Below are 25932 nucleotides of genomic sequence, written 5' to 3'. Positions count from 1 at the left end.
GCGTGCTCCAAGAGGGGTTTCAGATGCGTCGAACAGATGCGTCGAAAAGCGAAGAGTGCCGCGAGATGACCGGGTTACGGCCGACTCGCGACACTCTACGCGCGTAACAAGAAGGGATGCTAGAGCCGCTCCGGCCCGAACGCGTCGGGCAGAACCTCGCTCATCGGCTTCACGCCGGAGGCCAGGTCGATCAGCAGCTCGGGACCGCCGTGCTCGTACAGCAGCTGGCGGCAGCGCCCGCACGGCATCAGCAGCTCGCCCGCGCCGTCGACGCAGGTGAAGGCGACCAGCCGGCCGCCGCCGGAGGCGTGCAGCGCGGACACCAGCCCGCACTCGGCGCACAGCCCGAGCCCGTACGAGGCGTTCTCCACGTTGCAGCCGCTGACCAGCCGGCCGTCGTCGACCAGCGCGGCCGCGCCGACCGGGAACTTGCTGTACGGGGCGTACGCGTGGCCCATCGCCTCGCGCGCCGCCGCGCGCAGCCGCTCCCAGTCGATCGCGGGGGCGGTCACTTGCCCTGGCCCTTGCGGTAGATCTGGCCGTCGGCCTTGGGCATCCGCAGTCGTTGCGAGGCCAGCGAGAGCACCACCAGGGTGATCAGGTACGGCGTGGCGACGATCAGCGGACGCTGCACCTCATCGGTCAGCGCGTACCAGGCACCCAGGCCGCCGGCCACCACGAAGGAGATCACCGTCGCGGTGAACTTGCGGCGGTACAGCTGCCACAGGGCGAGCAGCGCCATCGCGATCGAGACGATCAGGATCAGCACGTGGACCGACTCCGGGTCGCGCAGCTGGAGGCTGTCGGTGAAGCCGAACAGGCCGGCGCCCATGGCGAGACCGCCGGGCATCCAGTTGCCGAAGATCATCGCCGCGAGGCCGATGAAGCCTCGGCCCAGGGTCTGGCCGTCCTTGTAGAAGTGCGCGGCGACCAGCGAGAGGTACGCACCGCCGAGGCCCGCGAAGGCGCCGGAGGCGATGACCGCCATGTACTTGTACTTGTAGACGTTGACGCCCAGCGACTCGGCCGCGGTCGGGTTCTCGCCGCAGGAGCGCAGCCGCAGGCCGAACACCGTGCGCCAGAGCAGGAAGTAGCTGGCCACGATCAGCGCGGCGGCCAGCACCACGACCACCGAGAGGTTGGTGACCAGACCGCCGAGCACGCCGGCCACGTCCGAGACGAGGAACCAGTGGTGGTTCTCGATGCTCTTCAGACCCGAGGACAGGCCCGGGACGGTGATGTACGGCAGCGGGTCCGCCGGCGGGGACTGGTTCTGCCCGGCGCCGAACGCGACGTAGTCCTTGTAGTAGATCCGGTTGATGTACGCGCAGATGCCGGGGATCAGCAGGTTGATACCGACGCCGGAGACGATGTGGTCGACGCCGAAGGTGACGGTGATGACCGCGTGCAGCAGGCCGCCGAGCGCACCGCCGAGCATGCCGGCCAGCAGACCGACCCACGGGTTGACCAGGTAGCCCGCCCAGGCGCCGCAGAAGGTACCGGCGACCATCATGCCTTCGAGGCCGATGTTGACCACGCCGGCCCGCTCGGACCAGAGACCGCCCAGACCGGCCATGCCGATCGGCACCGCGGCACTGAGCGCGGCGGTGATCTGACCGGAGGAGGTCAGCGAGTGGTTGCCGGTGGCCATGCCCACGGCGGCGACCAGGACCAGGGCGCCCGCGATCAGGAGCAGGACCACCGGCCAGGACAGCTTGCGCTTCTTCGCGGGCGCGCCCGACGCCTTCGGACGAGCAGCAGTGGCCGTGCTCACGCGGACACCTCCTTGTTCTCGTTGGCCGCCGCAGCCTGGGCGGCGAGCTGGGCGCCGACCCGCTTCTGCTGGCGGACCAGGCCGTAGCGGCGCACCAGCTCGTACGCGACGACGACGCAGATGACGATGGTGCCCTTCATGACGTCGACGATCTCGGAGGGGAACTCGCCGTTCTGGGGCAGTGGCAGCAGCGAACCGGTGACGTCCAGGAAAGCGAACAGCAGCGCCGCGAAGGCCATGCCGATCGGGCTGTTGCGGCCGAGCAGGGCGATCGAGATGCCCAGGAAGCCCAGGTTCTGCTGGAAGGTCTGCCCGTAGTAGAACGAGTTCTGGAGCAGCTCGGGCAGGCCGATCAGACCGGCGATCGCACCGGAGGTCGCCATCGAGATGATCACCATGCGCTTGACGTTCACGCCGGAGGCGGTCGCGGCGGACTCCGAGCGGCCGGTGGCGCGCAGGTCGAAGCCGAACCGGGTGCGGGTCAGCACGAACTGGAAGACCACACCGACCAGGGCGGCGATGAAGATGAAGCCCCAGAGCTGGCCGCCGGCCGTGTCCATGGAGAAGAAGTGGCTGGACTGCGAGACCGGGTCGGTCTGGATCGAGTTGCTGGTGCCGCTCACCTTCGGGGCGAAGACGCCCGGGACGAGCAGCAGACCGACGATCGCGACCGCGATCGAGTTCAGCATGATGGTCGAGATGACCTCGCTGACACCGCGGTAGACCTTCAGCAGACCGGCGATGCTCGCGTACAGGCCACCGACCAGCATGGCGGTGATCAGCAGCAGCGGGATCTGGATGAACGACGGCAGGTCGAGCTTGGCGCCGACGAAGGCCGCGAACAGCGCCGCGACCTTGTACTGGCCCTCGACGCCGATGTTGAACAGGTTCATCCGGAACCCGAACGCGGCGGCCGCGGCGGCCAGGTAGTAGGTGGTGGTCCGGTTGAGGATCAGCACCTGGCCGTCCGACTTGGTGGCGAACGTGATCATCACGTTCCACGCGTCGAACGGGTTCTTGCCCGAGGTCGCCAGCAGGACGGAGCAGATCGCGACGGACAGCACGACCGCGAGCACCGGCGCCGCCAGTGCGAGCACGATCCGCTCACCGCTGATCCGCTGCGCCAGGCTGCGCTTGGCGGCGGGATTGGGACTGGTCATGGGTTACTCCCCCGCCTGCGGGTCGTCGGCGGTGTCGGTGTGCGGGTGCTCACTCTCGGCCTCGGTGCCCTCGGCCGCGACGGCCTGCGCCTCGGCGACGGCCTCCGGCTCGGACTCGATGTGGCCGGCGGCGGCACCGGTCATCGCGGTGCCGAGGTCCTCGGCGGTGACGGTGGCCGGGTCGGCGTCGGCGACCAGGCGGCCGCGGTAGATGACCCGGATGGTGTCCGAGAGGCCGATCAGCTCGTCCAGGTCGGCAGAGATCAGCAGGACGGCCAGGCCCTCGCGCTGCGCGGTCCGGATGTGCTCCCAGATCTGGGCCTGCGCGCCGACGTCCACACCACGGGTCGGGTGCGCGGCGATCAGCAGCTTGGGCTGGTGGCTCATCTCGCGGCCGATGATCAGCTTCTGCTGGTTGCCGCCGGAGAGCGAGGCCGCGGTGACCTCGATGCCGGGGGTGCGGACGTCGTACTGCTCGACGATCCGCCAGGTGTCCTCGCGGGCGGCGGTCGGCTTGAGCAGCGGGCCGCTGGAGTTGGGCTCCTCGGTGACGTGGCCGAGGATGCGGTTCTCCCAGAGCGGGGCCTCCAGCAGCAGGCCGTGCCGGTGGCGGTCCTCGGGGATGTAGCCGATGCCGGCCTCGCGGCGGGCCCGGGTCTGGGTGCCGGAGAGGTCCTTGCCGTCCAGGGTGACGGTGCCGCCGTCCAGCGGCAGCATGCCCATGATGGCCTCGACCAGTTCGGCCTGGCCGTTGCCCTCGACGCCGGCGATGCCGAGGATCTCACCCTTGTGGATGCGCAGCGAGATGTCGTCCAGGACGACGCGCTCGATGCCCTCGGCGTCGGTCTTGGCGATCCGCATGCCCTCGACGTTGAGCATCTCGGTCGTGGTGACGGTCGACTCGCGGCTCTCCGGGGAGGGCAGCTCGGCGCCGACCATCATCTCGGCGAGCTGACGGGCCGTGACGGCCTTCGGGTCGGCGTCGCCGACCGTGGTGCCGCGCCGGATGACGCTGATCGCGTCGGCCACCGCGAGCACCTCGTGCAGCTTGTGCGAGATGAAGATGACGGTGACGCCCTCGGACTTGAGCTCGCGCAGGTTGTCGAACAGCGCGTCGACCTCCTGCGGGACCAGCACGGCCGTGGGCTCGTCGAGGATGAGGATCTTGGCGCCGCGGTACAGCACCTTGAGGATCTCGACGCGCTGGCGGTCGGCGACGCCGAGGTCCTCGACCAGGGCGTCCGGGCGCACGCCCAGGCCGTACTGGTCGGAGATCTCCTTGATCTTCGCCTTCGCCTTGGCGCCGATGCCGTGGAGCTTCTCGCCGCCGAGGACGACGTTCTCCAGCACCGTGAGGTTGTCGGCGAGCATGAAGTGCTGGTGCACCATGCCGATGCCGCGGGAGATGGCGTCGCCCGGGGTGTGGAACTCGCACTGCTCGCCGTTGATCGCGATGGTGCCCTCGTCCGGCTTCTGCATGCCGTAGAGGATCTTCATCAGCGTCGACTTGCCGGCGCCGTTCTCACCCATCAGGGCGTGCACGGTGCCCGTGCGGACGGTGAGGTTGATGTCGTGGTTGGCCACGACACCCGGGAAGCGCTTGGTGATGCCGCGCAGTTCGACGGCCGGTGTCGCCGTCCCCGCGCTGGGGGTGCCGTCCTTGCGCAGGGGGACGGGTTCGGATGCGGTGATGGCGATCTCCTGGTGGTCTGGAGGCGCGTCGTTGCGCTGGGAGGGCCAAAAGGTGGGGAAACGTGGAGACGGGACGGGGCCCGGGGGTACGCGTTGAGCGCACCCTGCCGGGCCCCTCCCGTTTACCGTGTCGATCATCGCGCCGCCGGGCAGGCGGCGACGCATGTCGCGTCCGAGACGCGCGGGCCTTACTGGGCCGGCGCGGTCGGGACGGTGGTGGCGCCGCTGGTGATGGCGTCGCCGGCGGCCTTCAGCTTGTCCTGGATGTCGTCGATCTTGCCGCCGGTGGTGGCGAGCGAGACACCGTTGGCCTTCAGGTCGAAGAGCTTGATGCCGGTGAACGGCGTGCCCTTCTTGACCGAGTCGATGTACGAGTACACCGCGGTGTCGACGTTCTTGACCATCGAGGTCAGGATGCTGTTCTTGAACTTCGCCAGGGCCGGCTGGCTGGCCTGGTCGGAGTCGACACCGATGGCGAGCTTGCCCGCGTTGGCGACGGCCTCGATGGAGCCGGCGCCGGACGAACCGGCGGCGGAGTAGATGACGTCCGCGCCCTTGTCGAGCTGGCCCTGCGCGGCCTCCTTGCCCTTGTCGGGCGAGGCGAAGCCGCTGAAGTCCGGCGGGGTCGTCAGGTAGGTGGTCTCGACCTGGATGTTCGGGTCGACGGACTTGGCGCCCGCCTTGTAACCGGCCTCGAACTTCTTGATCAGCTCGGACTGCACACCACCGATGAAGCCGATGTGGTGGGCCTTCGACTTGTTCGCGGCGGCGACACCGGCCAGGTACGAACCCTCCTGCTCGGCGAAGAGCAGCGAGGTGACGTTGGACGGCTGGTCCTTGTCGTTCGAGTCGATGATCGCGAACTTGACGTTCGGGTTGTCCTTGGCGACCTTGTCGACCGCCGGCTGGTAGACGAAGCCGACCGCGATGATGGTCTTGTAGCCGGCGTCGACCAGGTTCTTGAGGCGGGTCTCCTTGTCGGCCTCGGCCTCGCCCTGCTTGGCCTCGGCCTCGGTGACGGAGACGCCCAGGTCGGCCTTGGCCTTGTCCAGACCGCGGGCGGCGGAGTCGTTGAACGACTGGTCGCCACGACCACCGATGTCGTAGGCCATACCGACCTTCAGCGAGCCGTCACCGGACGCGGAGGAGGAGGTGTTGTCATTGCTCTTTGCGCCGCAAGCGGCGAGCGAGGCCATGCCCAGGGAACCCGAGAGCACAACCGCGGCGAGCTTCATTGAACGGCGCAAGGGAGTTTCTCCTTCTGACACGCAACCGTTTGGCGTGGTCGGACGCCACCGTAACGCGCGTAGAACACGGTTGGGTTACGGGCTGCCGGAGCGTTCGGGTTGTTATCAAACCGTGGTCTGAAGGCCCTCCGAAGGCTCCTTTTCCCGTACACGGACGGCGATCCGAGATTGGTTCGGTCCAGTTTACGGAACCGCCCGAAACTCCGGATCTCGCCAACGCGATCACGCACCGACCACAAGTCGCCGGTAAACGGTCAGTCCTGGTCATCCTCCAGAGCCAGCACCGCGAACAGTTCCACACCGACGCCGATCGCCCGCTCGTCCACGTCGAAGCGGCCCTGGTGCAGGTCGCGGACCGTGGGGTCGCCGGGGGCGCGGACGCCGAGCCGGGCCAGCGCGCCCGGGGCGTGCTCCAGGTACCAGGAGAAGTCCTCGCCACCGAGGCTCTGTTCGGTGCTCTCCACCACCTGGGCGCCGTCGCTCCCGAAGCGGGCGGTCATCGCGGCGTCCAGCCGGGCGACCGAGACCGCCTCGTTGACCACCGGCGGCACCCCGCGGTGGTAGTCCAGCGTCCACTTGGCCCGATTGGTCTCGGCGAGCTTGGCGATCAGCTCGTGCAGCAGGTCCGGCGCCTCGCGCCAGCCGTCCAGCTCCAGGCAGCGGACGGTGCCCTCCAGCTCGGCGTGCTGCGGGATGACGTTGGGCGCGGAGCCGGAGGCGATCCGGCCCCAGACCAGGCTGACGCCCCAGCGCGGGTCCATCCGGCGGGCCAGCGCGCCCGGGAGGTCGGCGGCCATCCTGGCGATCGCGGTCACCAGGTCGGTGGTCAGGTGCGGGCGGGCGGTGTGGCCGCCGGGCCCGTCCAGGTGCAGCACCAGGCGGTCGCAGGCCGAGGTGATCGCCCCGGTGCGCAGGGCGATCCGGCCGACCTCCACCTTCGGGTCGCAGTGCACCGCGAAGATCCGGCCGACACCGTCCATCCCGCCGGCCTTGATGACGTCCAGCGCGCCGCCGGGCATGACCTCCTCGGCGGGCTGGAACACCAGCCGGACGGGGCGGCGCAGCTCACCGGTGCGGGCGGCCTCGGCCAGCACCAGGCCGAGGCCGAGCACCACCGAGGTGTGCACGTCGTGGCCGCAGGCGTGGGCCCGGCCGGGGACGGTCGAGCGGTACGGGACGTCGGTCTTGGCGTCGTCGATCGGCAGCGCGTCGATGTCGGCGCGGAAGGCCAGGAACTCGGTGCCCGGGAGGGTGCCGGCCGGGACGATGTCCACCAGCAGACCGGTGCCGCCGGGCAGCACCCGCGGGTCCAGGCCCGCCGCCACCAGCCGGTCGCGCAGCAGGTTGGTGGTGCGGAACTCCTGGCGGCCCAGCTCCGGGTGCCGGTGCAGATCACGGCGGAAGGCGACCAGCTCGGGCTCCAGCCTGCTGACCCGGGCGCGCAGTTCGGCGGTGGGGCGTGCGGCGGCGAGGGTGGCGCCCGACTGAGCGGGCTCAGGACGGTTCATCTCCCCAAGACTAGGCCCGTTGGGGGGATTTGGCCCGACTTCCAGAAAATTAGTCCCCGGATGGGCGCATACCGGCCGGACAGGTGGGTATGACATCTCGTTTTAGTCGCCTTCCCCGGGTTGCTTGCCCTGTGCAACGATCACCCGGGCCGGTGGTCACGGCCACCGCCCACTTGACGGGCGCGGGATATTGACGGCTGTTCAGAATATCCGTTCTGCTCAGAAACGCTCCACCGGAACGTACGTCCCCCACACCCCGCGCAGCGCGTCGCAGACCTCGCCGACGGTGGCCCGAGCGGCCAGCGCCTCCTTCATCGGGTACAGCACGTTCTCCTGCCCCTCCGCGGTGCGGCGCAGCGCGTCCAGCGCCCGGGTGACGGCGGTCGAGGAGCGGTCGGCCCGCAGCCGGGCCAGCCGTTCGGCCTGCCGCCGTTCGATCGCCGGGTCCACCCGCAGCGGCTGGTACGGCTCCTCCTCGTCCAGCCGGAAGCGGTTCACGCCGACCACCGTCCGCTCGCCGGAGTCGGTCTCCTGCTGGAGGCGGTAGGCGGTTCGCTCGATCTCGCCCTTCTGGAAGCCCTGTTCGATCGCGGCCACCGCGCCGCCCCGTTCCTCGATCCGGGCCATCAGGGCCAGCGCGGCGGCCTCCACCCGATCGGTGAGCGACTCCACCGCGTAGGAACCGGCGAAGGGGTCGACGGTGGCGGTCACGTCGGTCTCGTGGGCGAGCACCTGCTGGGTGCGCAGCGCCAGCCGGGCGGCCTTCTCGGTGGGCAGCGCGATCGCCTCGTCGAAGCTGTTGGTGTGCAGCGACTGGGTGCCGCCGAACACCGCGGCCAGCGCCTGCACCGAGACCCGGACCAGGTTCACCTCGGGCTGCTGGGCGGTGAGCTGCACCCCGGCGGTCTGGGTGTGGAAGCGCAGCATCCGCGAGCGCGGGTCCTTCGCGCCGAACTCATCGCGCATGATCCCGGCCCAGATCCGGCGAGCGGCACGGAACTTCGCCACCTCCTCCAGCAGCGTGGTGCGGGCCACGAAGAAGAAGGAGAGCCGGGGCGCGAAGTCGTCCACCGCCATCCCGGCGGCGAGCGCGGTGCGGACGTAGGCGATGCCGTTGGCCAGGGTGAAGGCGATCTCCTGCGCCGGGTCGGCCCCGGCCTCGGCCATGTGGTAGCCGGAGATGGAGATGGTGTTCCAGCGCGGGATCTCGGCCCGGCAGTACCGGAACACGTCCGCGGCCAGCCGCAGCGAGGGCTGCGGCGGGAAGATGTAGGTGCCCCGGGCGATGTACTCCTTCAGCACGTCGTTCTGGACCGTGCCGGTGAGCGCGGACGGCGCCACCCCCTGGGCCTCGCCGACCAGCTGGTAGAGCAGCAGGAGCAGGGCGGCGGGCGCGTTGATGGTCATCGAGGTCGACACCTCTCCGAGCGGGATGCCGTCGAGGAGCACCGCCATGTCCTCGACGCTGTCCACCGCCACGCCCACCTTGCCGACCTCCCCGGCGGCGAGCGGCGCGTCCGAGTCGTAGCCCATCTGGGTGGGCAGGTCGAAGGCCACCGAGAGGCCGGTACCGCCGCCCGCGATCAGCTGCCGGTAGCGGGCGTTGGACTCGGCGGCGGTGCCGAAGCCCGCGTACTGGCGCATCGTCCACGGCCGGCCGGTGTACATCGTCGGGTAGACCCCCCGGGTGTACGGGTACTCGCCCGGTCGGCCCAGCCGGGTGTCCGGGTCCCAGCCGGCCAGCGCCTCGGGGCCGTACAGGGGCTCGATCGGGAAGCCCGATTCGGAAAGACGGGCGGATTCCGAAGGTCGGGCGGACTCGGTGCGGCGCGGCTCGGCTGCCATGGGTCCCTCCACGGGAACGGCGGGGCACAGGTCGGTCCTCGCAATCTAGGTCCTGGCCGGGCGGCGGGGGCGCAGACGCGGTTGAGATGATCGGGTGAACGACCGATGAGCCCCAGGGAGTGGCAATGACCGAGCAGAAGGTGGCCGTGGTCACCGGTGCCAGCAGCGGAATCGGCGCGGCGACCGCCCGCCGGCTGGCCGCCGAGGGCTTCGACGTGGTGCTGACCGCCCGCCGGACGGACCGGATCGAGGCACTGGCCAAGGAGATCGGCGGCCGGGGCGGTTCGGCGAGGGCGGTCACGCTGGACGTCACCGACCGCGCCGCCGTGGACGCCTTCGCGGCCGAGGCCGGCCGGGTGGACGTACTGGTGAACAACGCCGGCGGCGCGATCGGCGCCGAGACGGTCGAGCACGGCGACCCGGCCGACTGGCGGGCGATGTACGAGGTGAACGTGCTCGGCGTGCTGCACATGACGCAGGCGCTGCTGCCCGCGCTGCGCGCCACCGGCGACGGCACGGTGCTGGTGCTCTCCTCGACCGCCGCGCTGGCCGCGTACGAGGGCGGCGGCGGGTACGTCGCGGCCAAGCACGCCGCGCACACCATCGCGGCCACGCTGCGGCTGGAGCTGTGCGGGGAGCCGATCCGGGTGATCGAGATCGCGCCCGGCATGGTGAAGTCCGAGGGCTTCGCGGTCACCCGCTTCCGGGGCGACGAGGAGAAGGCCGCCGCCGTGTACGCGGGCGTGGCCGAGCCGCTGACCTCGGAGGACATCGCGGACACCGTGGCCTGGGCGGTCACCCGGCCCTCGCACGTGAACATCGACCTGCTGGTGGTCCGCCCCCGGGCCCAGGCCGCCAACCACAAGGTCCACCGCGGCTGACCGGGACGGGCGGGCGGAGCGGCGGGGTGCAGGTCGGACACGTCACCACCGGGTGGTACACACGTGCGATGAAGACCTTCCGGGCCGCCCGCCCACGCGTCCTGCTGACCGCGCTGGCGGCAGGCACCCTGCTGCTCACCTCCGCCTGCGACGACACCGCGAAGCCGGCCCAGGACCAGGCCGCCGGCACCACCGGCACCAGCGCCACCGCCAGCGCCAGCGCCACCGCGAGCCGGTCGGCCGCCGCGACCGCCAAGCCGAGCGGCGAGGCCGACCCGGCCCTGAAGTCCTTCTACGGCCAGAAGATCAGCTGGTCCGACTGCCCGGCCGACCCCAAGGCCGAGGAGGCCCAGGCCGACGTCTCCACGATGAAGTGCGGCACGCTGCACGTCCCGCTCGACTACACCAACCCCACCGCCGACGCCATCGACCTCGCGCTGATCAAGTACCCGGCCGGCACCCAGGACCAGCGGGTCGGCTCGCTGATGGTCAACCCGGGCGGCCCCGGCGGCTCCGGCGTCGAGATGGTCGAGTACGGCGCCAAGGACTTCGCCGGCACCCTGCACAACCGCTTCGACGTGATCGGCTTCGACCCGCGCGGCACCGGCGGCAGCTCCCCCGTCCTCTGCCTGGACGACAAGCAGCGCGACGCCCAGAGCCAGGTGGACTCGCCGCTGGACCCGGACGCCCGCCGGGCCGCCGAGGAGAAGCAGAACACCGAGTACATCGCCGCCTGCAAGGCCAAGTCCGGCAAGCTGCTGCCCTTCGTCGGCACCCGCAACACGGCCCGCGACCTGGACGTGCTGCGCGCGGCCGTCGGCGACCGCAAGCTCAACTACCTGGGCGTCTCGTACGGCACCTACCTGGGCTCGCTCTACGCCGAGGAGTTCCCGCAGAACACCGGCCGGCTGGTCCTGGACGGCGCGGTCGACCCGGCCGCCGACGACCTGGACTCCGCGGTCAAGCAGCGGATCGGCTTCGAGACCTCCTTCGAGCACTTCGCCGCCGACTGCGTCGAGAACCACGCCGACGAGTGCCCGCTCGGCCAGGACAAGGACCAGGCCGCCAAGAAGGCCGCCGACTTCCTGGACGGCCTGATCGACCACCCGCTGCCCACCAAGGACGGCCGCAAGGTCGGCCGCGACCTGGCCTGGAGCGGCGTCACCGCGGCCCTCTACGGCGACCAGACCCAGGACTGGAAGTACCTGCGGGCCGGCCTCGGCATGGCGATGACCATGAAGCGCGGCGACATCCTGCTCGCCTTCGCGGACAGCTACGCGGAGCGCGACGAGAACGGCCACTACTCCCCGATGGACTCCGCCCACACCGCGATCGGCTGCGCCGACGGGTCCGCCCCGGCCCCCTCGCCCGAGCGCGCCCAGGCCGCGGTCAAGGAGCTCCAGGAGAAGGCCCCGCTGCTGACCAAGGGCGTCACCGCCGAGGACTTCACCGACGCGGCCTGCGAGGGCTGGCCGTACCAGTCCCCCGAGAAGCCGCACACCATCCGGGCCGAGGGTGCCGCGCCGATCCTGGTGATCGGCACCACCAGCGACCCGGCCACCCCGTACGCCGCGGCCGAGTCCCTGGCCAAGGGCTTCGCCAAGGCCACCCTGCTCACCCGGGTGGGCGAGGGCCACGGCGCCTTCGGCAAGGGCAACACCTGCATCGACCGGGCCATGGAGGCCTACCTGACCGAGGGCACGATGCCGGCCGAGGGGACCCGCTGCTCCTGAGCCGGCCGCGGTGAACCAACGGAGGAAGGCGGGGAGGGCGATGACGCGAAGGTGTCAACGTCACAACTTGATAGCTCGTCCGGATGAATTCCGCGCGCGCCCTCCCCAACTGATGGCGGCTCAACTACCGTTGAAGCGCTGCCAGAGCGCCGCCGCGCGCCCCCCGCAGCCCCGTACTCCACCTGCTTCACCACCCCACTCCACCGGCACCTTCCCGCCCTCACGAGGAGGACCCGCTGGCCAGCGACATCCCGCCACAGCGGCTCGACGCCAGCACCGAGCCGACCCTCCTCGGGTTGCACCGCTTCAACGAGGCGGACGCCGGCGCCGCCGAGGAGGCCCTGCTGGCCTGCTGCGGCAGCCACCGCTGGGCCCTGCGGCTCACCGCGCACCGGCCGTACCCCGACATAGAGTCCCTGCTGGCCGCCGCCAGCGAGGCCTCCTACGACCTCCGCCCGGCGGACCTGGCCGAGGCGCTGGCCGACGAGAGCTGGATGCCGCAGCCGCTGCTCGGCATGCGGGCCCCCGGCAGCCAGGCCGCGCACACCGCGCTGCGGGCGGCGCACGCCGCGTACGAGGCCCGGTTCGGCCACGTGTTCGTGGTCTGCCTGGACGGCGTCGACCCGGAGGAGATGCTCGACACCGTGCTCTCCTCGATCCGCACCCGGTTGGCCAACGACCCGGACGAGGAGCGGCTGATCTCGGCGGACGAGCTCCGGCGGATCGCCCTCACCCGGCTGGAGCACCTGGTCGCCACCCACTCCGAGGCCGGGGCGCACTAGGACCGGCGCTTCGCCTGAACGTCTTTCGGCTGCGCGCCCCTCGCCTGTGCGGCGCGCGGCTCGGCCACCCGCTGCCGGACGATCCGCTCGTCCGGCACGCTGAGCCGGCACGGCGGTACCCGATTCATTCGTGAGGGTGAATCCGATCGCCGAGTCCGTTCCCTCGGGCGTGGGCGTGCCCTGCCGGCTCGGCCGGCAGGGCACGGATGGCCACCCTCCCGCCCGGCTTCCCGGCCGGTGGCGCCGGTGGCGCCGGGGCCGCCGACGTGAACGAGGCGCACGGGCCGAACAGCTTCTCCAGCTCCGTCCGCCGCGTGGCCGCCCGCCCCGGTGTCGCCGTGACCGGGCGTCATCGGCGGGGCGAAACGGCACGAACGCCTCGACTGGGTGCCGGCGGGCGGGTCCCGCCACCACAACGCGGCCGCCCGATCACTCAACGTGACCAAAACGGCCTCGGTTCCCGTGCCGCTAGGCCAGAAGTGCCTGATTGATCACACCTGGGGGCCCCGGAGGCGGTTCCCGACAAGGCGTCGATAGGATGCTGGCGGCCGGTGGACCGACCCGGCCGGGCTGACCGACACCGAAGCCGGCCGAGCCCCCAATCGCTTCCGGAGGGTTTTTCCGTGCCGGCTGGAACGCTGTACCGCGGCCGGGAAGGCATGTGGAGCTGGGTGGCTCATCGAGTCACCGGCGTCCTCATCTTCTTCTTCCTGTTCGCCCACGTCCTGGACACCGCCCTGGTGCGAGTGTCGCCGGAGTCCTACGACACCGTCATTCAGACGTACAAGACTCCGCTCGTGAACCTGATGGAGTACGGCCTGGTGGCCGCCATCCTGTTCCACGCGCTCAACGGCCTGCGCGTCGTCGCCGTGGACTTCTGGTCCAAGGGCCCGAAGTACCAGAAGCAGATGCTCTGGACCGTCGTCGGAGTCTGGGTCGTCCTGATGGCCGGCTCGTTCTACGGCATCCTGCAGCACACGCTGATCGCCTGGTTCGGGAAGTGAGCTGACTGATGTCCACGGAAATCTCCGACGCGATCGTCGTCCCGTCGAAGCAGGCGCACACCGGCAAGGGTCTCGGCACCGGTAACCCGGCCGACGCCTTCGTCATCGAGCCGCCGCGCAAGCGGACCACGAAGACCCCGCGCCGCACCCGCACCAACTTCGAGATGCTGGCCTGGCTCTTCATGCGCCTGTCCGGTGTCGTCCTGGTCGTACTGATCCTCGGTCACCTGCTGATCATGCTGGTGCTCGACGGCGGCGTCTCCAAGATCGGCTTCGCCTTCGTGGCCGGCCGCTGGGCCTCGCCGTTCTGGCAGGGCTGGGACCTCCTGATGCTCTGGCTCGCCATGCTGCACGGCGCCAACGGCATGCGTCAGGTCATCAACGACTACGCCGAGAAGGACTCGACCCGGCTCTGGCTCAAGGGGCTCATGGGTACCGCCACGGTCTTCACCGTGCTGCTCGGCACCCTGGTGATCTTCACCTTCGACCCCAACATCTGAGCCGCGAGCACCATCGACCATCGGCAGAGGCCAGAGGCGAGTTAACCCCCCATGCAGATTCACCAGTACGACACCGTCATCGTCGGCGCCGGCGGCGCCGGCATGCGCGCGGCCATCGAGTCCACGCAGCGCAGCCGCACCGCGGTCCTGACCAAGCTCTACCCGACCCGGTCCCACACCGGCGCGGCCCAGGGCGGCATGTGCGCCGCCCTGGCCAACGTCGAGGAGGACAACTGGGAGTGGCACACCTTCGACACGGTCAAGGGTGGTGACTACCTGGTCGACCAGGACGCCGCCGAGATCATGTGCAAGGAGGCCATCGACGCCGTCCTCGACCTGGAGAAGATGGGTCTGCCCTTCTCCCGCACCGAGCAGGGCCGGATCGACCAGCGCCGCTTCGGCGGTCACTCCCGCAACCACGGCGAGGCCCCGGTCCGCCGCTCGTGCTACGCGGCCGACCGCACCGGCCACATGATCCTCCAGACGCTGTTCCAGAACTGCGTCAAGCACGGCGTCGAGTTCTTCAACGAGTTCTACGTCCTCGACCTGCTGATCAACGAGGGCAAGACGGCCGGCGTCGTCGCCTACGAGCTGGCCACCGGCGAGATCCACATCTTCCAGGCCAAGGCCGTCGTGTTCGCCTCCGGCGGCACCGGCAAGATGTTCAAGGTCTCCTCGAACGCCCACACCCTCACCGGTGACGGCCAGGCGGTGGCCTACCGCCGCGGCCTGCCGCTGGAGGACATGGAGTTCTTCCAGTTCCACCCGACCGGCATCTGGCGCATGGGCATCCTGCTCACCGAGGGCGCCCGCGGCGAGGGCGGCATCCTGCGCAACAAGGACGGCGAGCGCTTCATGGAGCGCTACGCCCCGGTCATGAAGGACCTCGCGTCCCGTGACGTCTGCTCCCGCGCGATCTACACCGAGATCCGCGAGGGTCGCGGCTGCGGTCCGGACGGCGACCACGTCTACCTGGACCTGACCCACCTGCCGCCGGAGCAGCTGGACGCCAAGCTCCCGGACATCACCGAGTTCGCGCGCACCTACCTCGGCATCGAGCCCTACACGGACCCGATCCCGATCCAGCCCACCGCGCACTACGCCATGGGCGGCATCCCGACCAACGTCGAGGGTGAGGTCCTGAGCAACAACACCGACGTCGTCCCGGGCCTGTACGCGGCCGGCGAGGTCGCCTGCGTGTCCGTCCACGGCGCCAACCGCCTGGGCACCAACTCGCTGCTGGACATCAACGTGTTCGGCCGTCGCGCGGGCATCGCCGCCGCCGACTACGCCAACGCGAACGAGTTCGTCCCGCTGCCGGAGAACCCGGAAGAGCTGGTCCAGGACATGGTCGACAAGCTGCGCGAGTCGACCGGCACCGAGTCCGTGGGGCAGATCCGCACGGCCCTGCAGGAGACCATGGACGCCAACGCGATGGTCTACCGCACCGGCGCCACCCTGAAGCAGGCGGTCGAGGACATCGCCGCGCTGAAGGAGCGCTACAAGAACATCTCCATCCAGGACAAGGGCTTCCGTTACAACACGGACCTGCTGGAGGCGATCGAGCTGGGCAACCTGCTCGACCTGGCCGAGGTGCTGGCCGTCTCCGCGCTGGCCCGCGAGGAGTCCCGCGGCGGTCACTACCGCGAGGACTTCCCGACCCGTGACGACGTGAAGTTCATGCAGCACACCATGGCGTACCAGGAGGTCGCCGCCGACGGCAGCACCTCCATCCGCCTCGACTACAAGCCGGTCGTACAGACCCGCTACCAGCCGATGGAGCGTAAGTACTGATGAGCACTCCGACCGTGGAGCACTCGGCCGCTCTGGACGCGGCCGAGGCCGGTGTCACCAAGCTGATCACCGTCACCTTCCGGATCCGCCGGTTCAACCCGGAGGAGCACCCGGACCCGGTGTGGGTGGACTACCAGCTGACGATGGACCCGAAGGAGCGCGTCCTGGACGCGCTCAACAAGATCAAGTGGGAGCAGGACGGCACCCTCACGTACCGCCGTTCCTGCGCCCACGGCATCTGCGGCTCCGACGCCATGCGGATCAACGGCCGCAACCGGCTGGCGTGCAAGACCCTGATCAAGGACGTCAACCCGGAGAAGCCGATCACGATCGAGGCCATCAAGGGCCTGACGGTCCTCAAGGACCTGGTCGTGGACATGGACCCGTTCTTCCAGGCGTACAAGGACGTCATGCCGTTCCTCATCACCAAGGGGAACGACCCGACCCGCGAGCGCCTGCAGTCCGCCGAGGACCGCGAGCGCTTCGACGACACCACCAAGTGCATCCTGTGCGCCGCGTGCACGTCGTCCTGCCCGGTGTTCTGGAACGACGGCCAGTACTTCGGCCCGGCCGCCATCGTCAACGCGCACCGCTTCATCTTCGACTCGCGCGACGAGGGTGCCGAGCAGCGCCTGGAGATCCTCAACGACCGTGAGGGCGTGTGGCGCTGCCGCACCACCTTCAACTGCTCCGAGGCCTGCCCGCGTGGCATCGAGGTCACCAAGGCGATCCAGGAAGTGAAGCGGGCGCTGGTCACCCGCCGCTTCTGATCCCCGCCTGACGAACGCGAAGGCCCCCGTCCGATCCTCCGATCGGACGGGGGCCTTCGCCGTTGGGTCAGCGCAGCGCGCCGACGTCGGTCGGGTCGCTCCAGCCGCTGAAGTACACCAGGTGCCGGTCGGCCGTGACGGCCCACAGGTCGGGCTGGCCGTCGCCGTCCACGTCGCCCGAGCTGCCGAGCGTCGGGTACTTGTCCACGGTGAAGCCACTCGCGACGACGTTCGCCTTCGGGTCGGCGAGGGCGGAGAAGTCGTAGCTGCCGTCGGCCTTCTTCGCGATCGGGTAGGCGTGCAGGTCACCGGTGGCCCGCTCGCGCGCCCAGAGGGTGAGGTTGCCGGCCGAGTCCGGGCCCGGGGCGATCAGGTCGTAGCCGGCCCAGGCGCCGTTGGTGGCGAGCTGCCGGGCGGTGCGCAGCCGGTAGGAGAAGCCGGGGTTGGCGAACAGCCAGAGGTTGCCGTCCTCGACGGTCATGAGGGACGAGACCATCCGGGTGTCCAGCGAGCCGATCAGGGCGATCTGGTCGGCCTTGTGCCAGTCGGCGGCGAATCCGGCCGGGCAGGCGGTGGCCGTGCCTGCGGCGTCCTGGCAGCTGGTCGGCCGGGAGATCGGCATCACGCCGCGGGTGAACGAGGCGTAGTCCTGGTTGTTGTAGAAGTACAGCGCCGGCGAGCCGCTCGGGTGCATCAGCAGGTCGTCCATCGGCGCGTGCGCGTTGGCGTCCCAACCGCGGTGGGCCACCTGGACGTTGGTCCAGGAGCTCTGGTTCGGCGACACGACGGCACGGATCGTGGCGGACGGGGTGGTGTCGCCCGAGTTGCCGCTGATGATCTGGAGGTTACCGACGGAGTCCGGCAGCAGGACGTCCGGAATGCCGTCCCCGTCGACGTCCCCGAGCGCCTTGGGCGGGTTCTGGTTCCACGGCGCGTAGAAGGTGTAGGACGCCCCGCCGACGTTGCCGGCGTTGTCGATCACCTGAACGTTGAGGGTGTTGGTGCCCCAGTTGAGGACCCGCAGGTTGACGGTCGCGGTGCCGTCGTTCTCCGGGGTGACGGCGTCGGGCGAGTCGCAGCCGCCGACGCCGAGGTCGCCCCAGCCGTACCGGAAGCAGGCGACGTCGGAGGCCTCGCCGCCGGACGGCACCGGGTCGGCGCCCTTGAGCACGAAGGTGCCGAACTGACCCGCGTACTTGGTGGCGGGGCCGCTCGCCGGGAAGTCGGTCGAGCTGACCGTGGCGGTCGGACTCGTGGTGTCCACCGTGAAGTGGCAATCCGCCGACGGGGCGGAGGTCTGCGTGCCCTGCAGGGCCCAGGCGTGCCAGGCGTAGCTGTGCCCGTCCAGCAGGCCGGGGACGTTGAGACCGGCCTGCTGGTTGGAGGCCTGGGCCTCGCCGGTGAACACCGGCTCCTCCGCGCCCGTGGTCACGTCCCAGACACCGAACCGGGCGCTGGTGCCGGTGACCTTGGCGTTGAGCGCCGGACCGTTGATGCTCCGGCCGATCCAGGTCGGGTCGGCGGTCGAGTCGCAGGCGTTGGCGTGATAGGAGTCGACGCCCTGGCCGGTGCCGAGGACGGCCGGGGCGGTGTCGGCCACGGCCGCCGTCGGGGCGAGCAGCCCGGCGGCCACCGCCGCCGCGGTGACTCCGCCGAGTCTGCGGGCACGCGAAAGTGTCATGGAGATTCCCCACCCCTTGTGATCAGCGCGTCCGGTACGCGCGTGAGAGCGGTGAGGATCTTGCCAGTGGGGACCGACAGTGGCAACCGGGAATTCAGTCCACGGCCGGGGTGCGCCGGGTGGCGCGCAGACCGCGCACGCCGACGGCGCCGACGGCGATGCCGAGCACGAAGGAGGTGATGGCGAGCAGCAGGTGCACCCAGAAGAAGGCGGTGGGCTGGGAGTGGTCGCCGTTCACGAAGGCCTGGCCGCCGGAGTCCTTCCACAGGTTCTTGACGAAGGTGGTCCAGATGATGATCGACCAGACGCCGAAGGCGGTCAGGAACCAGGAGGTGCGGCGGCTGAGCTTCATGGGGTGGTCCTCGCCGGGGGTGTGAAGGCGGTGTATGCCTCCCCAGTATGCGTGGACCGCCGATCGGCGTACGGCGGGGCCCTCGAACGGACGATCGGTGCGGCGTGGCGAACGGCGGTGACGCCGAGTGGGTACGGTCTGCGGGTGACTGCACGCCATCGAAAGCTCGCGCACCGGCTCGTCGCCGCCACCGCCGTCCTCCCCGCGCTGCTCGCCGCCCCGGGGGCGGTCGCGGCCCCGTCCGAGCCGGCCCCGTCGACCGTGGTCGGGGGCGCTCGGCTCGGCCAGTCCGGGGTCCAGGTCTCGCCGCTGGCCGGCGCGCCGGTGCTGCCGGGGGATCTGACCGGTCAGTCCTGGATAGTCTCCGACGCCGCCACCGGGGACGTGTTGGCGGCGTACAACTCCCATCTGCAGCTGCCGCCGGCCAGCACTCTGAAAATCCTCTTCGCCGACACCGTGCTGCCCAAGTTCGACCGCAACGCCGTGCACAAGGTCGCGGACGAGGAGATCCAGGGGATCGGGCCCGGCAGCAGCCTGGTGGGGATCAAGGAAAACCTGGAGTACCGCGTCGAGGACCTGTGGCGCGGGGTGTTCCTCAGCTCGGGCAACGACGCCGTGCACGTCCTCGCGCACATGAACGGCGGCATCCAGCGGACCGTCGCCGACATGCAGGCGCGCGCGGACGCCCTCCAGGCGCGGGACACCAAGGTGATCTCCCCGGACGGCTACGACATGGACGGCCAGGTCTCCTCGGCCTACGACCTGACGCTGTTCGCCCGGGCCGGGCTGCGCAACCCCGACTTCCGGACGTACTGCGCGACCCGGTCCGCGATGTTCCCGGGCGCGGTGGACCGCAACACCGGCCAGCGCGGCAGCTTCGGGATCGCCAACACCGACCGGCTGCTGGGCAAGTACCCCGGCCTGATCGGCGTGAAGAACGGCACCACCACCAATGCCGGCTCGACCTTCGTGGGCGCCGCCGAGCGGAACGGCCGCACGCTGCTGGTGACGGTGATGCACCCCGCGTCGTACCAGAAGGTCTACGACGAGACGGCCGAACTGCTGGACTGGGGCTTCTCGGCGGCCGGCAAGGTCCAGCCGGTGGGCCGGCTGGCGGACGAACTGTCGGCCGGCGCCGCCGAGCCGACCGGCCAGGCGGGCGAGTCCTCCGCACTGTCCGAGCCGCCGCCGCAGTCACCGCCCGCGCCGGCGGCATCGGCCGCATCGGACGACGGGAACGACTGGATCAGCGCCGGTGGCTGGCTCGCGGTCGTCGCGGCCGGGGCCGTGGTGGGCGGGTGGGCCCTGGTGGTTCTGCGGCGCCGAACGGCCTAGCCCCCGAACGGCTGAGGATCGCCCCACCCCGGCCCGGCCTCACGTGGGAGGCCGGGCCGCTTCCATCTCGTCGGCCGCCGCCAGCAGCGCCCGGCCGTGCGCCCTGGTCCGTTCCCGGACGGCCTCCGGGTCGGCTGTCGCCGTCCAGGCGACGCAGTACATCAGCAGCCGGCAGACGAAGTTGATCCACAGCAGCAGCGCCACCGGCGTGGCGAAGGCCCCGTACAGGCTCCGCCCGGCGACCGAGCCGATGTAGGAGGCGAGCAGCAGCTTCAGCAGCTCGAAGCCGACCGAGCCGATCAGCGCGCCGATCAGCAGGTCCCGGCGGCGCTGGCCGGTGATCCCGGGGAAGGGCGCCAGCAGGTAGGCGAAGAGCAGGGTGTCGGACGCTATGGCGATCAGCACGCCGACCCAGGTGAGCAGGTAGCCGCTGCCGAGGCCGATGTCCTCGGCGATCCGCCCGGCGAGCGTCGTCCCGGCGGCGGAGGCGGCCAGCGAGAACAGCGACACCAGGCCGAGGCCGGCCAGCACCGCGATGTCCCAGGCCTTGCGCAGCACCAGGTTGCCGTTCTCCTCGGGCAGCTGCCAGAGGTCCCGGATCGAGGTGCGCATGGTGTTCACCCAGCCGAGGCCGGAGACCAGCAGCAGCGCCCCGCCGACCAGCCCGACGGTGCCCGCGTTGGCCACCAGGGACGACAGGTTGAGCGCGTCCGAGAGGCCCGGCAGCTGGTCGGAGATGCGCTTCTGCAGGTCGGCCACCTGGCTGCCGTTGAGCGTCGCGACGGCGATCGCCAGGCCCACCGTGAGCAGCGGGAAGAGGGCGAGGAAGCCGAAGAAGGTGACGGCCCCGGCCAGCCGGTTGCCGCGGGCCGCGGTGAAGTACTCGTACACCCGGTACGGGCGGCTGCGCAGCACCCGGGCCACCAGGGGGCCGAGGACCGGAAGGCGAGTCAGGAAGTCCACCCGACCGGTTATACCGGCCCGTCCCCCGAATGGCCGTCAGGCGCCGAACCAGGGCGCGTCCGCGAACGCGCGCCCGCGGGGCGGCGCCGGGGCACCCGGCTCAGCGCTTGACGAGTCGGCGGGCCCGGGCGAGGGCGCGTACGGCCTGGTAGGCGCCGTAGCGGCCGTGGCTGAGCAGTTCGGTGCGCACGCCCTCCACGCCGGCCGGCGGGCGGTAGCCCTCCGGGCGCAGCCGGGCGCAGTGCGCGGCGGCGCGGCGGAAGTACTCGCGGCGGTCGCCGGAGGGGACCCGGCCGGGCTTGGCGACCACGGTGTTGAGGTGGTGCAGCATCTTCCCGTAGACGACCGGGCGCCAGCGGTCCAGGTCGGGGCGGCGGTCGAGGAAGGCGAAGACCAGGTCGTACTGGGCGAACACGTCGAAGTGCTTGCGGCTGGCGGTGGCCAGGATGTTGCCGCCCTCCTGGCGCTGGCGGTAGTGCACGCCGACCTGGTCGAGCAGGGTGATGCTGGCGGCGGCGAGCAGCGCCGGGTACGTCCAGGGGGTGTCCTCGTAGTAGCCGGCCGGGAAGACCAGCTGCTGCTCGGTGACGAAGCCGCGGCGGTAGGCCTTGTTCCAGACGACCTGGAGCAGGTCGAGCAGGTCAGGGCGGGCGGCGAGGTCGAAGACGTCCGGGGAGGCGGCGCCGAAGACGTGGCCGGAGGCGGCCCGGGTGATCCGGCCGTCGGCGTAGGTGCGGGCGTAGTCGTAGACCAGGACGTCCGGGTCCCCGGTGGCGGCGAGGCGGTCGTCGACGGCCTTCAGCAGGCCGGGGGTGAGGGTGTCGTCACTGTCCAGGAAGACCACGTAGTCGCCGGTGGCGACCTCCAGGCCGGCGTTGCGGGCCCGGCCGAGGCCGACGTTCTCCGGCAGGTGCAGCACCCGCACACGGGGGTCGGCGGCGGCCGCTTCGTCCAGCATCGCGCCGCAGCCGTCCGGGGAGCGGTCGTCCACCGCGATCAGCTCGAAGTCGGGACCGGCCTGTCCGAGGACCGAGTCGAGGCACTCGGCGAGGTAGTCCTGGACCTGGTACACGGGGACGATCACGCTGAAGCGGGGCACGGCGCCCAGCGTAGTGGCCTGGGGAGGCTCCGGAGCCCGGAGGTAGGATCGGGGCGCACGTACGCACCGATTCAAAGTGCGGTCAGGCCCCCACCGGGCTGCCACGCTCCTAACCGAGAAAGGCCTGCGTAGCCGATGGCTCCCCGCCTCTCCATCGTCGTTCCGATCTACAACGTCGAGCGCTATCTCGTCGAATGTCTCGACTCGATCGCCGCCCAGACCTTCACGGACTTCGAGTGCGTCATGGTCGACGACGGTTCGAAGGACGACAGCGCGGCCCTCGCCGAGGCGTACGCGGCCAAGGACTCGCGGTTCCGGCTGGTCCGCCAGGTGAACAAGGGCCTCGGCGCGGCCCGCAACACCGGCATCCGGCACATCGACCCGGACGCCGAGTTCCTGTGCTTCGTGGACAGCGACGACTCGATGCCGCCCAGCGCGTACGAGTTGATGATCAACACGCTGGACGAGACCGGCTCGGACTTCGCCACCGGCAACGTGCTGCGCTTCCGCGCGGTGGGCTACTACCAGTCCGGCGGCCACGTGAAGCCGTTCAAGGAGACCAGGCTCAAGACCCACATCACCGAGATCCCGGCGCTGGTCACCGACCGCACCGCGTGGAACAAGGTGTACCGCCGCTCGTTCTTCGACGCGGCCGGGCTGCTGTACCCCGAGGGCATCCTGTACGAGGACGCGCCGGTCAGCGTGCCGCACCACTACCTGGCCAAGAGCGTGGACGTGCTCTCCGAGCCGATCTACCACTGGCGCGAGCGCGAGGTCGGCGAGATGTCGATCACGCAGATGCGCACCAACCCCAAGGGCCTGATCGACCGGGTCGCCTCGGTCGAGCTGGTCCGCGGCTGGCTGAAGAAGCAGACCGAGCCGCGCTTCGCGCAGTACCTGCGCACCTACGACGAGAACACCCTCGTCGAGGAGATCCCGATGTTCTTCTGGTCCGTCGTGGACGGCGACAAGGAGTACCGGGACGCCTACATGACCAACGTCAGCCGGCTGCTCCGGGCGATCGGCCCCGAGCAGGTCCGCAAGCTGCGCGCGCCGCTGCGGCTGAAGTACCACCTGACCCTGCAGGGCCGCATCGACGAGTTCGTCGAGCAGATCAAGTACGAGGGCGAGAGCAACGGCGGTGTCCAGGCCCGCGGTCTGCTGCGCCCGTACGCCGACTACCCGTTCCTGCGCGGTGGGCGCAAGAGCGTGCCGTCGAGCGTGCTCAAGCTGGACAACTCGCTGGTCATGCGCAGCCGGCTGTACGAGACCTCCTGGGTGGGCGGGAAGCTGGAGCTGATCGGGCACGCGTACCCCGAGCAGCTGGGCGCGGCGAACAAGCACGACATGGTCCGCACCCTGGTGCTGCGCGAGACCAAGGGCCGCCGGGTGATCGCGGTGCCGATGAAGACCACGTACAGCCCCGAGGCCACCGCGAGCTGCAGCCACGACCTGTACAGCTGCGACTGGTCCGGCTTCAACGTCGCCATCGACCCGAAGAAGCTCAAGCACCGCGGCCAGTGGAAGGACGGCCACTGGCGCGTCCTGGTGGCCGGCGCGGGCAAGGGCGGGGTGTACAAGGGCCGGGTCTCGGCCGGCTGGAGCGACACGGCGCAGTACATTCCGGCGCACTGGGTCGAGCCGGACGTGCGGATCGTGCCGTGGATCCGGGACAACTTCGTCTACCTGAAGGTGGAGACGGTCAAGGCCCGGGTGACCGGCCTGGCCGCGCAGGGCGGCCGGGTGGAGGTCTCGGGCGCGGCCCGCTCCGGCCTGAACTTCGCCGGGGCCCGGCTGCGGCTCACCCACGTCGAGTCGGACCGCGAGCTGACCTTCCCGCTGGAGCTGGGTGCGCCGGTCGGCTCGCTGCAGCCCTTCACCGCCTCCCTCCCGGTGGCCGAGCTGACCGCCGTCCGCGAGGCCTGGGCCGAGCTGGACCCGGTGGCCGCCGACCGCAGCCGCGACCGCTGGGACACCTCGCTGCTGCTCGCCGACGGCAGCGTCGTCATGCTGGCCTGGGACGAGCGCAACGCGCCGGAGCAGCTGCACCTGCCGCTGAACCCCGAGGCCCCGGCCGACCTGCGCCGGGAGCTGTACTCGAAGCCCTCCCCCAGCGGCTTCCTGCAGCTCTCCGACCAGTTGCTGCAGCCGCTGGTGGACGAGGTGTCCGCGCGCGGCGCCGACGGCTTCCTGCTCAGCGGCTCGTTCCCGCTGCCCGGCGCGCACCGCTGGGAGCTGGTGGTCCGGCACAACTGGCGCGAGGAGGAGCACGTCTACCCGGTGGAGATCGCGGACGGCCGGTTCCGCACCGCGCTGCCCACCGTGCCGACCGCCAGCTTCGCCGGCCGGGTGCCGCTCGCCAAGGGCACCTGGAACGTCTTCTTCCGCCCGGTGGGTGCGCCGGTCGAGGAGCTCCCGGACTCCTGCGCGCTGATCACCCCGGACTGCTTCGACACCCTGCCGCTGGAGGTGGAGTCCCGCGGCAAGCGCATCGTGCTGGAGCGGCGCCACCACGACGGCCTGTCGCTGGAGTCGCACTCGGTGCTGCTGCCCGAGGAGCGGTCCGGCCACCGCCAGCGCCAGCTGCGCACCGTCGACTACCCGGCCGCCCGCCGGCTGCCGGTGCGCGACACGGTGCTGTACAACGCCGGCAACGGCAGCATGTACGCCGACTCGCCGCGGGCGATCCACGAGGAGCTGGTCCGCCGCGGCCTGCCGCTGGAGCACCTGTGGGGCACCGACGACATGCAGGCCGACCTGCCGCAGTCGGCGGCCCCGATCCGGCTCTGGAGCCCGGAGTGGTTCGAGGCGCTGGCGACCGCCAAGTACGTCGTCACCAGCACCCACCTGCCCGACTTCTTCGTCCGCCGCCCCGGCCAGGTGGTCCTGCAGGCCTGGCAGGGCACCCCGCTGAAGCAGGTCGGCTTCGACTTCGAGAAGGTCTGGTTCACCGACTCCAACTACCTCAAGGGCCTGGCCCGCGAGATCCCGAACTGGAGCCTGCTGGTCGCCGGGAACACCTGGTCGGCCCCGGTGCTGCGGCGCGCGTTCGATTACCAGGGCGAGATCCTGGAGAGCGGTTCGCCCCGCAACGACCTGCTGTTCGCGGCCGACCGGGAGAAGACGGCCGAACAGGTTCGTGAAAGGCTCGGTCTGCCCGAGGGCAAGAAGGTCGTGCTGTACGCGCCGACCTGGCGCGAGGACCGGCGCCGGCCCAACGGCGGCTACCAGATCGACCTGCGGATCGACCTGGCGGCGGCCAAGGCCGCGCTCGGCGACGACCAGGTGCTGCTGGTGCGCCGGCACAACATGATGTGCGGTCAGATCCCGGGCGCCGGCAACGGCTACATCTGGGACGTGGGCAGCTACCCCGACATGGCGGAGCTGCTGCTGATCGCGGACGTGCTGGTCACCGACTACTCGGCGAGCGTGTTCGACTTCGCCGTCACCGGCAAGCCGATGCTCTTCTTCACCCACGACCTGGAGCACTACCGGGACAACCTGCGCGGCTTCAGCCTGGACTTCGAGGCCGAGGCGCCCGGTCCGCTGCTGGCCACCTCCGAGGAGCTGGTCGCCGCCCTCGGCCGGGTGGACGAGGTCGCGGCCGAGCACGCCGACAAGGCGGCCGCGTTCCGCGAGGCGTACTGCGACCTGGACGACGGCAAGGCCGCCGCCCGGGTGGTCGACGCGATGCTCCGCAAGGAGTAGCGCTCCCACGCCCCTGCCGAGGCGCCCGACGCGATCCGCGTCGGGCGCCTCGCTTTTTCCTGGGAATCACCTGGGGGAATTCCCCCGATTCACCCACGGCACGG

The 25932-nt window shown here is 70.7% G+C and carries 20 protein-coding genes; 9 read left to right on the top strand and 11 right to left on the bottom strand.

Annotation, left to right across the window (positions count from 1 at the left end):
* Window positions 1-119 precede the first annotated feature (119 nt).
* The 7 genes from ACGF12_RS05045 to ACGF12_RS05015 all read right to left on the bottom strand — a co-directional run bounded on the left by ACGF12_RS05045 (window position 120) and on the right by ACGF12_RS05015 (window position 9226).
* Entirely contained in the window at window positions 120-512 is a 393-nt protein-coding gene (locus ACGF12_RS05045) for a cytidine deaminase (protein ID WP_380610532.1), read from the bottom strand.
* Complete coding sequence (locus tag ACGF12_RS05040) at window positions 509-1774, bottom strand: ABC transporter permease (RefSeq protein WP_393025610.1); 1266 nt, start codon at window positions 1772-1774, stop codon at window positions 509-511. Before ACGF12_RS05040 ends, ACGF12_RS05045 begins: the two co-directional genes overlap by 4 nt.
* Window positions 1771-2934 (bottom strand): ABC transporter permease, encoded by a 1164-nt coding sequence (locus ACGF12_RS05035; RefSeq protein WP_393025607.1) that lies wholly within the window; start codon window positions 2932-2934, stop codon window positions 1771-1773. The genes ACGF12_RS05040 and ACGF12_RS05035 overlap by 4 nt, the downstream gene beginning before the upstream one ends.
* A gap of 3 nt (window positions 2935-2937) precedes the next feature.
* Window positions 2938-4764: an ABC transporter ATP-binding protein gene (locus tag ACGF12_RS05030; RefSeq protein WP_393025604.1), complete on the bottom strand. Its 1827-nt coding sequence runs from the start codon at window positions 4762-4764 to the stop codon at window positions 2938-2940.
* A gap of 50 nt (window positions 4765-4814) precedes the next feature.
* Window positions 4815-5873 carry a BMP family protein gene (locus tag ACGF12_RS05025; RefSeq protein WP_393025601.1) on the bottom strand — a complete coding sequence of 353 codons (1059 nt, stop codon included), beginning with the start codon at window positions 5871-5873 and terminating at the stop codon, window positions 4815-4817.
* A gap of 254 nt (window positions 5874-6127) precedes the next feature.
* Window positions 6128-7381, bottom strand: coding sequence for an amidohydrolase (locus ACGF12_RS05020; RefSeq protein ID WP_393025598.1), 1254 nt, complete (start codon window positions 7379-7381; stop codon window positions 6128-6130).
* Window positions 7382-7600: 219 nt separating this feature from the next.
* Window positions 7601-9226 carry a methylmalonyl-CoA mutase gene (locus tag ACGF12_RS05015; RefSeq protein ID WP_393025595.1) on the bottom strand — a complete coding sequence of 542 codons (1626 nt, stop codon included), beginning with the start codon at window positions 9224-9226 and terminating at the stop codon, window positions 7601-7603.
* A 125-nt stretch (window positions 9227-9351) separates the two neighbouring features.
* On the opposite strand from ACGF12_RS05015, the gene ACGF12_RS05010 reads away from it, so the two are divergent.
* From ACGF12_RS05010 to ACGF12_RS04980, 7 genes are all read left to right on the top strand, one after another.
* Window positions 9352-10107 (top strand): SDR family oxidoreductase, encoded by a 756-nt coding sequence (locus tag ACGF12_RS05010; protein WP_393025592.1) that lies wholly within the window; start codon window positions 9352-9354, stop codon window positions 10105-10107.
* Between the two features lie 68 nt (window positions 10108-10175).
* On the top strand, window positions 10176-11840 hold the full coding sequence (locus ACGF12_RS05005) for an alpha/beta hydrolase (RefSeq protein ID WP_393025589.1): 1665 nt from the start codon (window positions 10176-10178) through the stop codon (window positions 11838-11840).
* A gap of 296 nt (window positions 11841-12136) precedes the next feature.
* Window positions 12137-12622 carry a 2-oxo-4-hydroxy-4-carboxy-5-ureidoimidazoline decarboxylase gene (locus ACGF12_RS05000; protein ID WP_393025586.1) on the top strand — a complete coding sequence of 162 codons (486 nt, stop codon included), beginning with the start codon at window positions 12137-12139 and terminating at the stop codon, window positions 12620-12622.
* Window positions 12623-13245: 623 nt separating this feature from the next.
* Complete coding sequence (gene sdhC, locus ACGF12_RS04995; protein ID WP_350503491.1) at window positions 13246-13626, top strand: succinate dehydrogenase, cytochrome b556 subunit; 381 nt, start codon at window positions 13246-13248, stop codon at window positions 13624-13626.
* Between the two features lie 8 nt (window positions 13627-13634).
* Window positions 13635-14126 (top strand): succinate dehydrogenase, hydrophobic membrane anchor protein, encoded by a 492-nt coding sequence (gene sdhD, locus ACGF12_RS04990; RefSeq protein WP_393025582.1) that lies wholly within the window; start codon window positions 13635-13637, stop codon window positions 14124-14126.
* Window positions 14127-14177: 51 nt separating this feature from the next.
* Window positions 14178-15920 (top strand): succinate dehydrogenase flavoprotein subunit, encoded by a 1743-nt coding sequence (gene sdhA / locus ACGF12_RS04985; RefSeq protein WP_393025579.1) that lies wholly within the window; start codon window positions 14178-14180, stop codon window positions 15918-15920.
* Complete coding sequence (locus ACGF12_RS04980) at window positions 15920-16690, top strand: succinate dehydrogenase iron-sulfur subunit (RefSeq protein WP_393025576.1); 771 nt, start codon at window positions 15920-15922, stop codon at window positions 16688-16690. Before sdhA ends, ACGF12_RS04980 begins: the two co-directional genes overlap by 1 nt.
* Before the next feature lie 67 nt (window positions 16691-16757).
* Here ACGF12_RS04980 and ACGF12_RS04975 read toward each other — a convergent pair whose 3' ends face one another.
* Both ACGF12_RS04975 and ACGF12_RS04970 read right to left on the bottom strand, forming a co-directional pair.
* Window positions 16758-18371 (bottom strand): hypothetical protein, encoded by a 1614-nt coding sequence (locus tag ACGF12_RS04975; protein WP_393025573.1) that lies wholly within the window; start codon window positions 18369-18371, stop codon window positions 16758-16760.
* 94 nt (window positions 18372-18465) lie between these two features.
* Window positions 18466-18723 (bottom strand): SCO4848 family membrane protein, encoded by a 258-nt coding sequence (locus ACGF12_RS04970; protein WP_393025570.1) that lies wholly within the window; start codon window positions 18721-18723, stop codon window positions 18466-18468.
* Window positions 18724-18867: 144 nt separating this feature from the next.
* On the opposite strand from ACGF12_RS04970, the gene ACGF12_RS04965 reads away from it, so the two are divergent.
* Entirely contained in the window at window positions 18868-20058 is a 1191-nt protein-coding gene (locus ACGF12_RS04965) for a D-alanyl-D-alanine carboxypeptidase family protein (RefSeq protein ID WP_393025567.1), read from the top strand.
* Between the two features lie 39 nt (window positions 20059-20097).
* On the opposite strand, the gene ACGF12_RS04960 is transcribed toward ACGF12_RS04965, so the two are convergent.
* Together ACGF12_RS04960 and ACGF12_RS04955 are read right to left on the bottom strand one after the other, a co-directional pair.
* Window positions 20098-21021 (bottom strand): YihY/virulence factor BrkB family protein, encoded by a 924-nt coding sequence (locus tag ACGF12_RS04960; protein WP_393025564.1) that lies wholly within the window; start codon window positions 21019-21021, stop codon window positions 20098-20100.
* Window positions 21022-21121: 100 nt separating this feature from the next.
* Window positions 21122-22120 carry a glycosyltransferase family 2 protein gene (locus ACGF12_RS04955; RefSeq protein WP_393025561.1) on the bottom strand — a complete coding sequence of 333 codons (999 nt, stop codon included), beginning with the start codon at window positions 22118-22120 and terminating at the stop codon, window positions 21122-21124.
* Window positions 22121-22255: 135 nt separating this feature from the next.
* On the opposite strand from ACGF12_RS04955, the gene ACGF12_RS04950 reads away from it, so the two are divergent.
* A complete protein-coding gene (locus tag ACGF12_RS04950; protein ID WP_393025558.1) occupies window positions 22256-25828 on the top strand; it encodes a CDP-glycerol glycerophosphotransferase family protein in 3573 nt (1190 codons plus the stop codon).
* Window positions 25829-25932 lie beyond the last annotated feature (104 nt).

Origin of the sequence: Kitasatospora sp. NPDC048296 (assembly GCF_043201815.1) — a bacterium.
Taxonomy (GTDB): Bacteria; Actinomycetota; Actinomycetes; order Streptomycetales; family Streptomycetaceae; genus Kitasatospora.
Note: the sequence above shows the minus strand (reverse complement) of the source record. Positions and strands in the feature narration are given on the sequence as shown.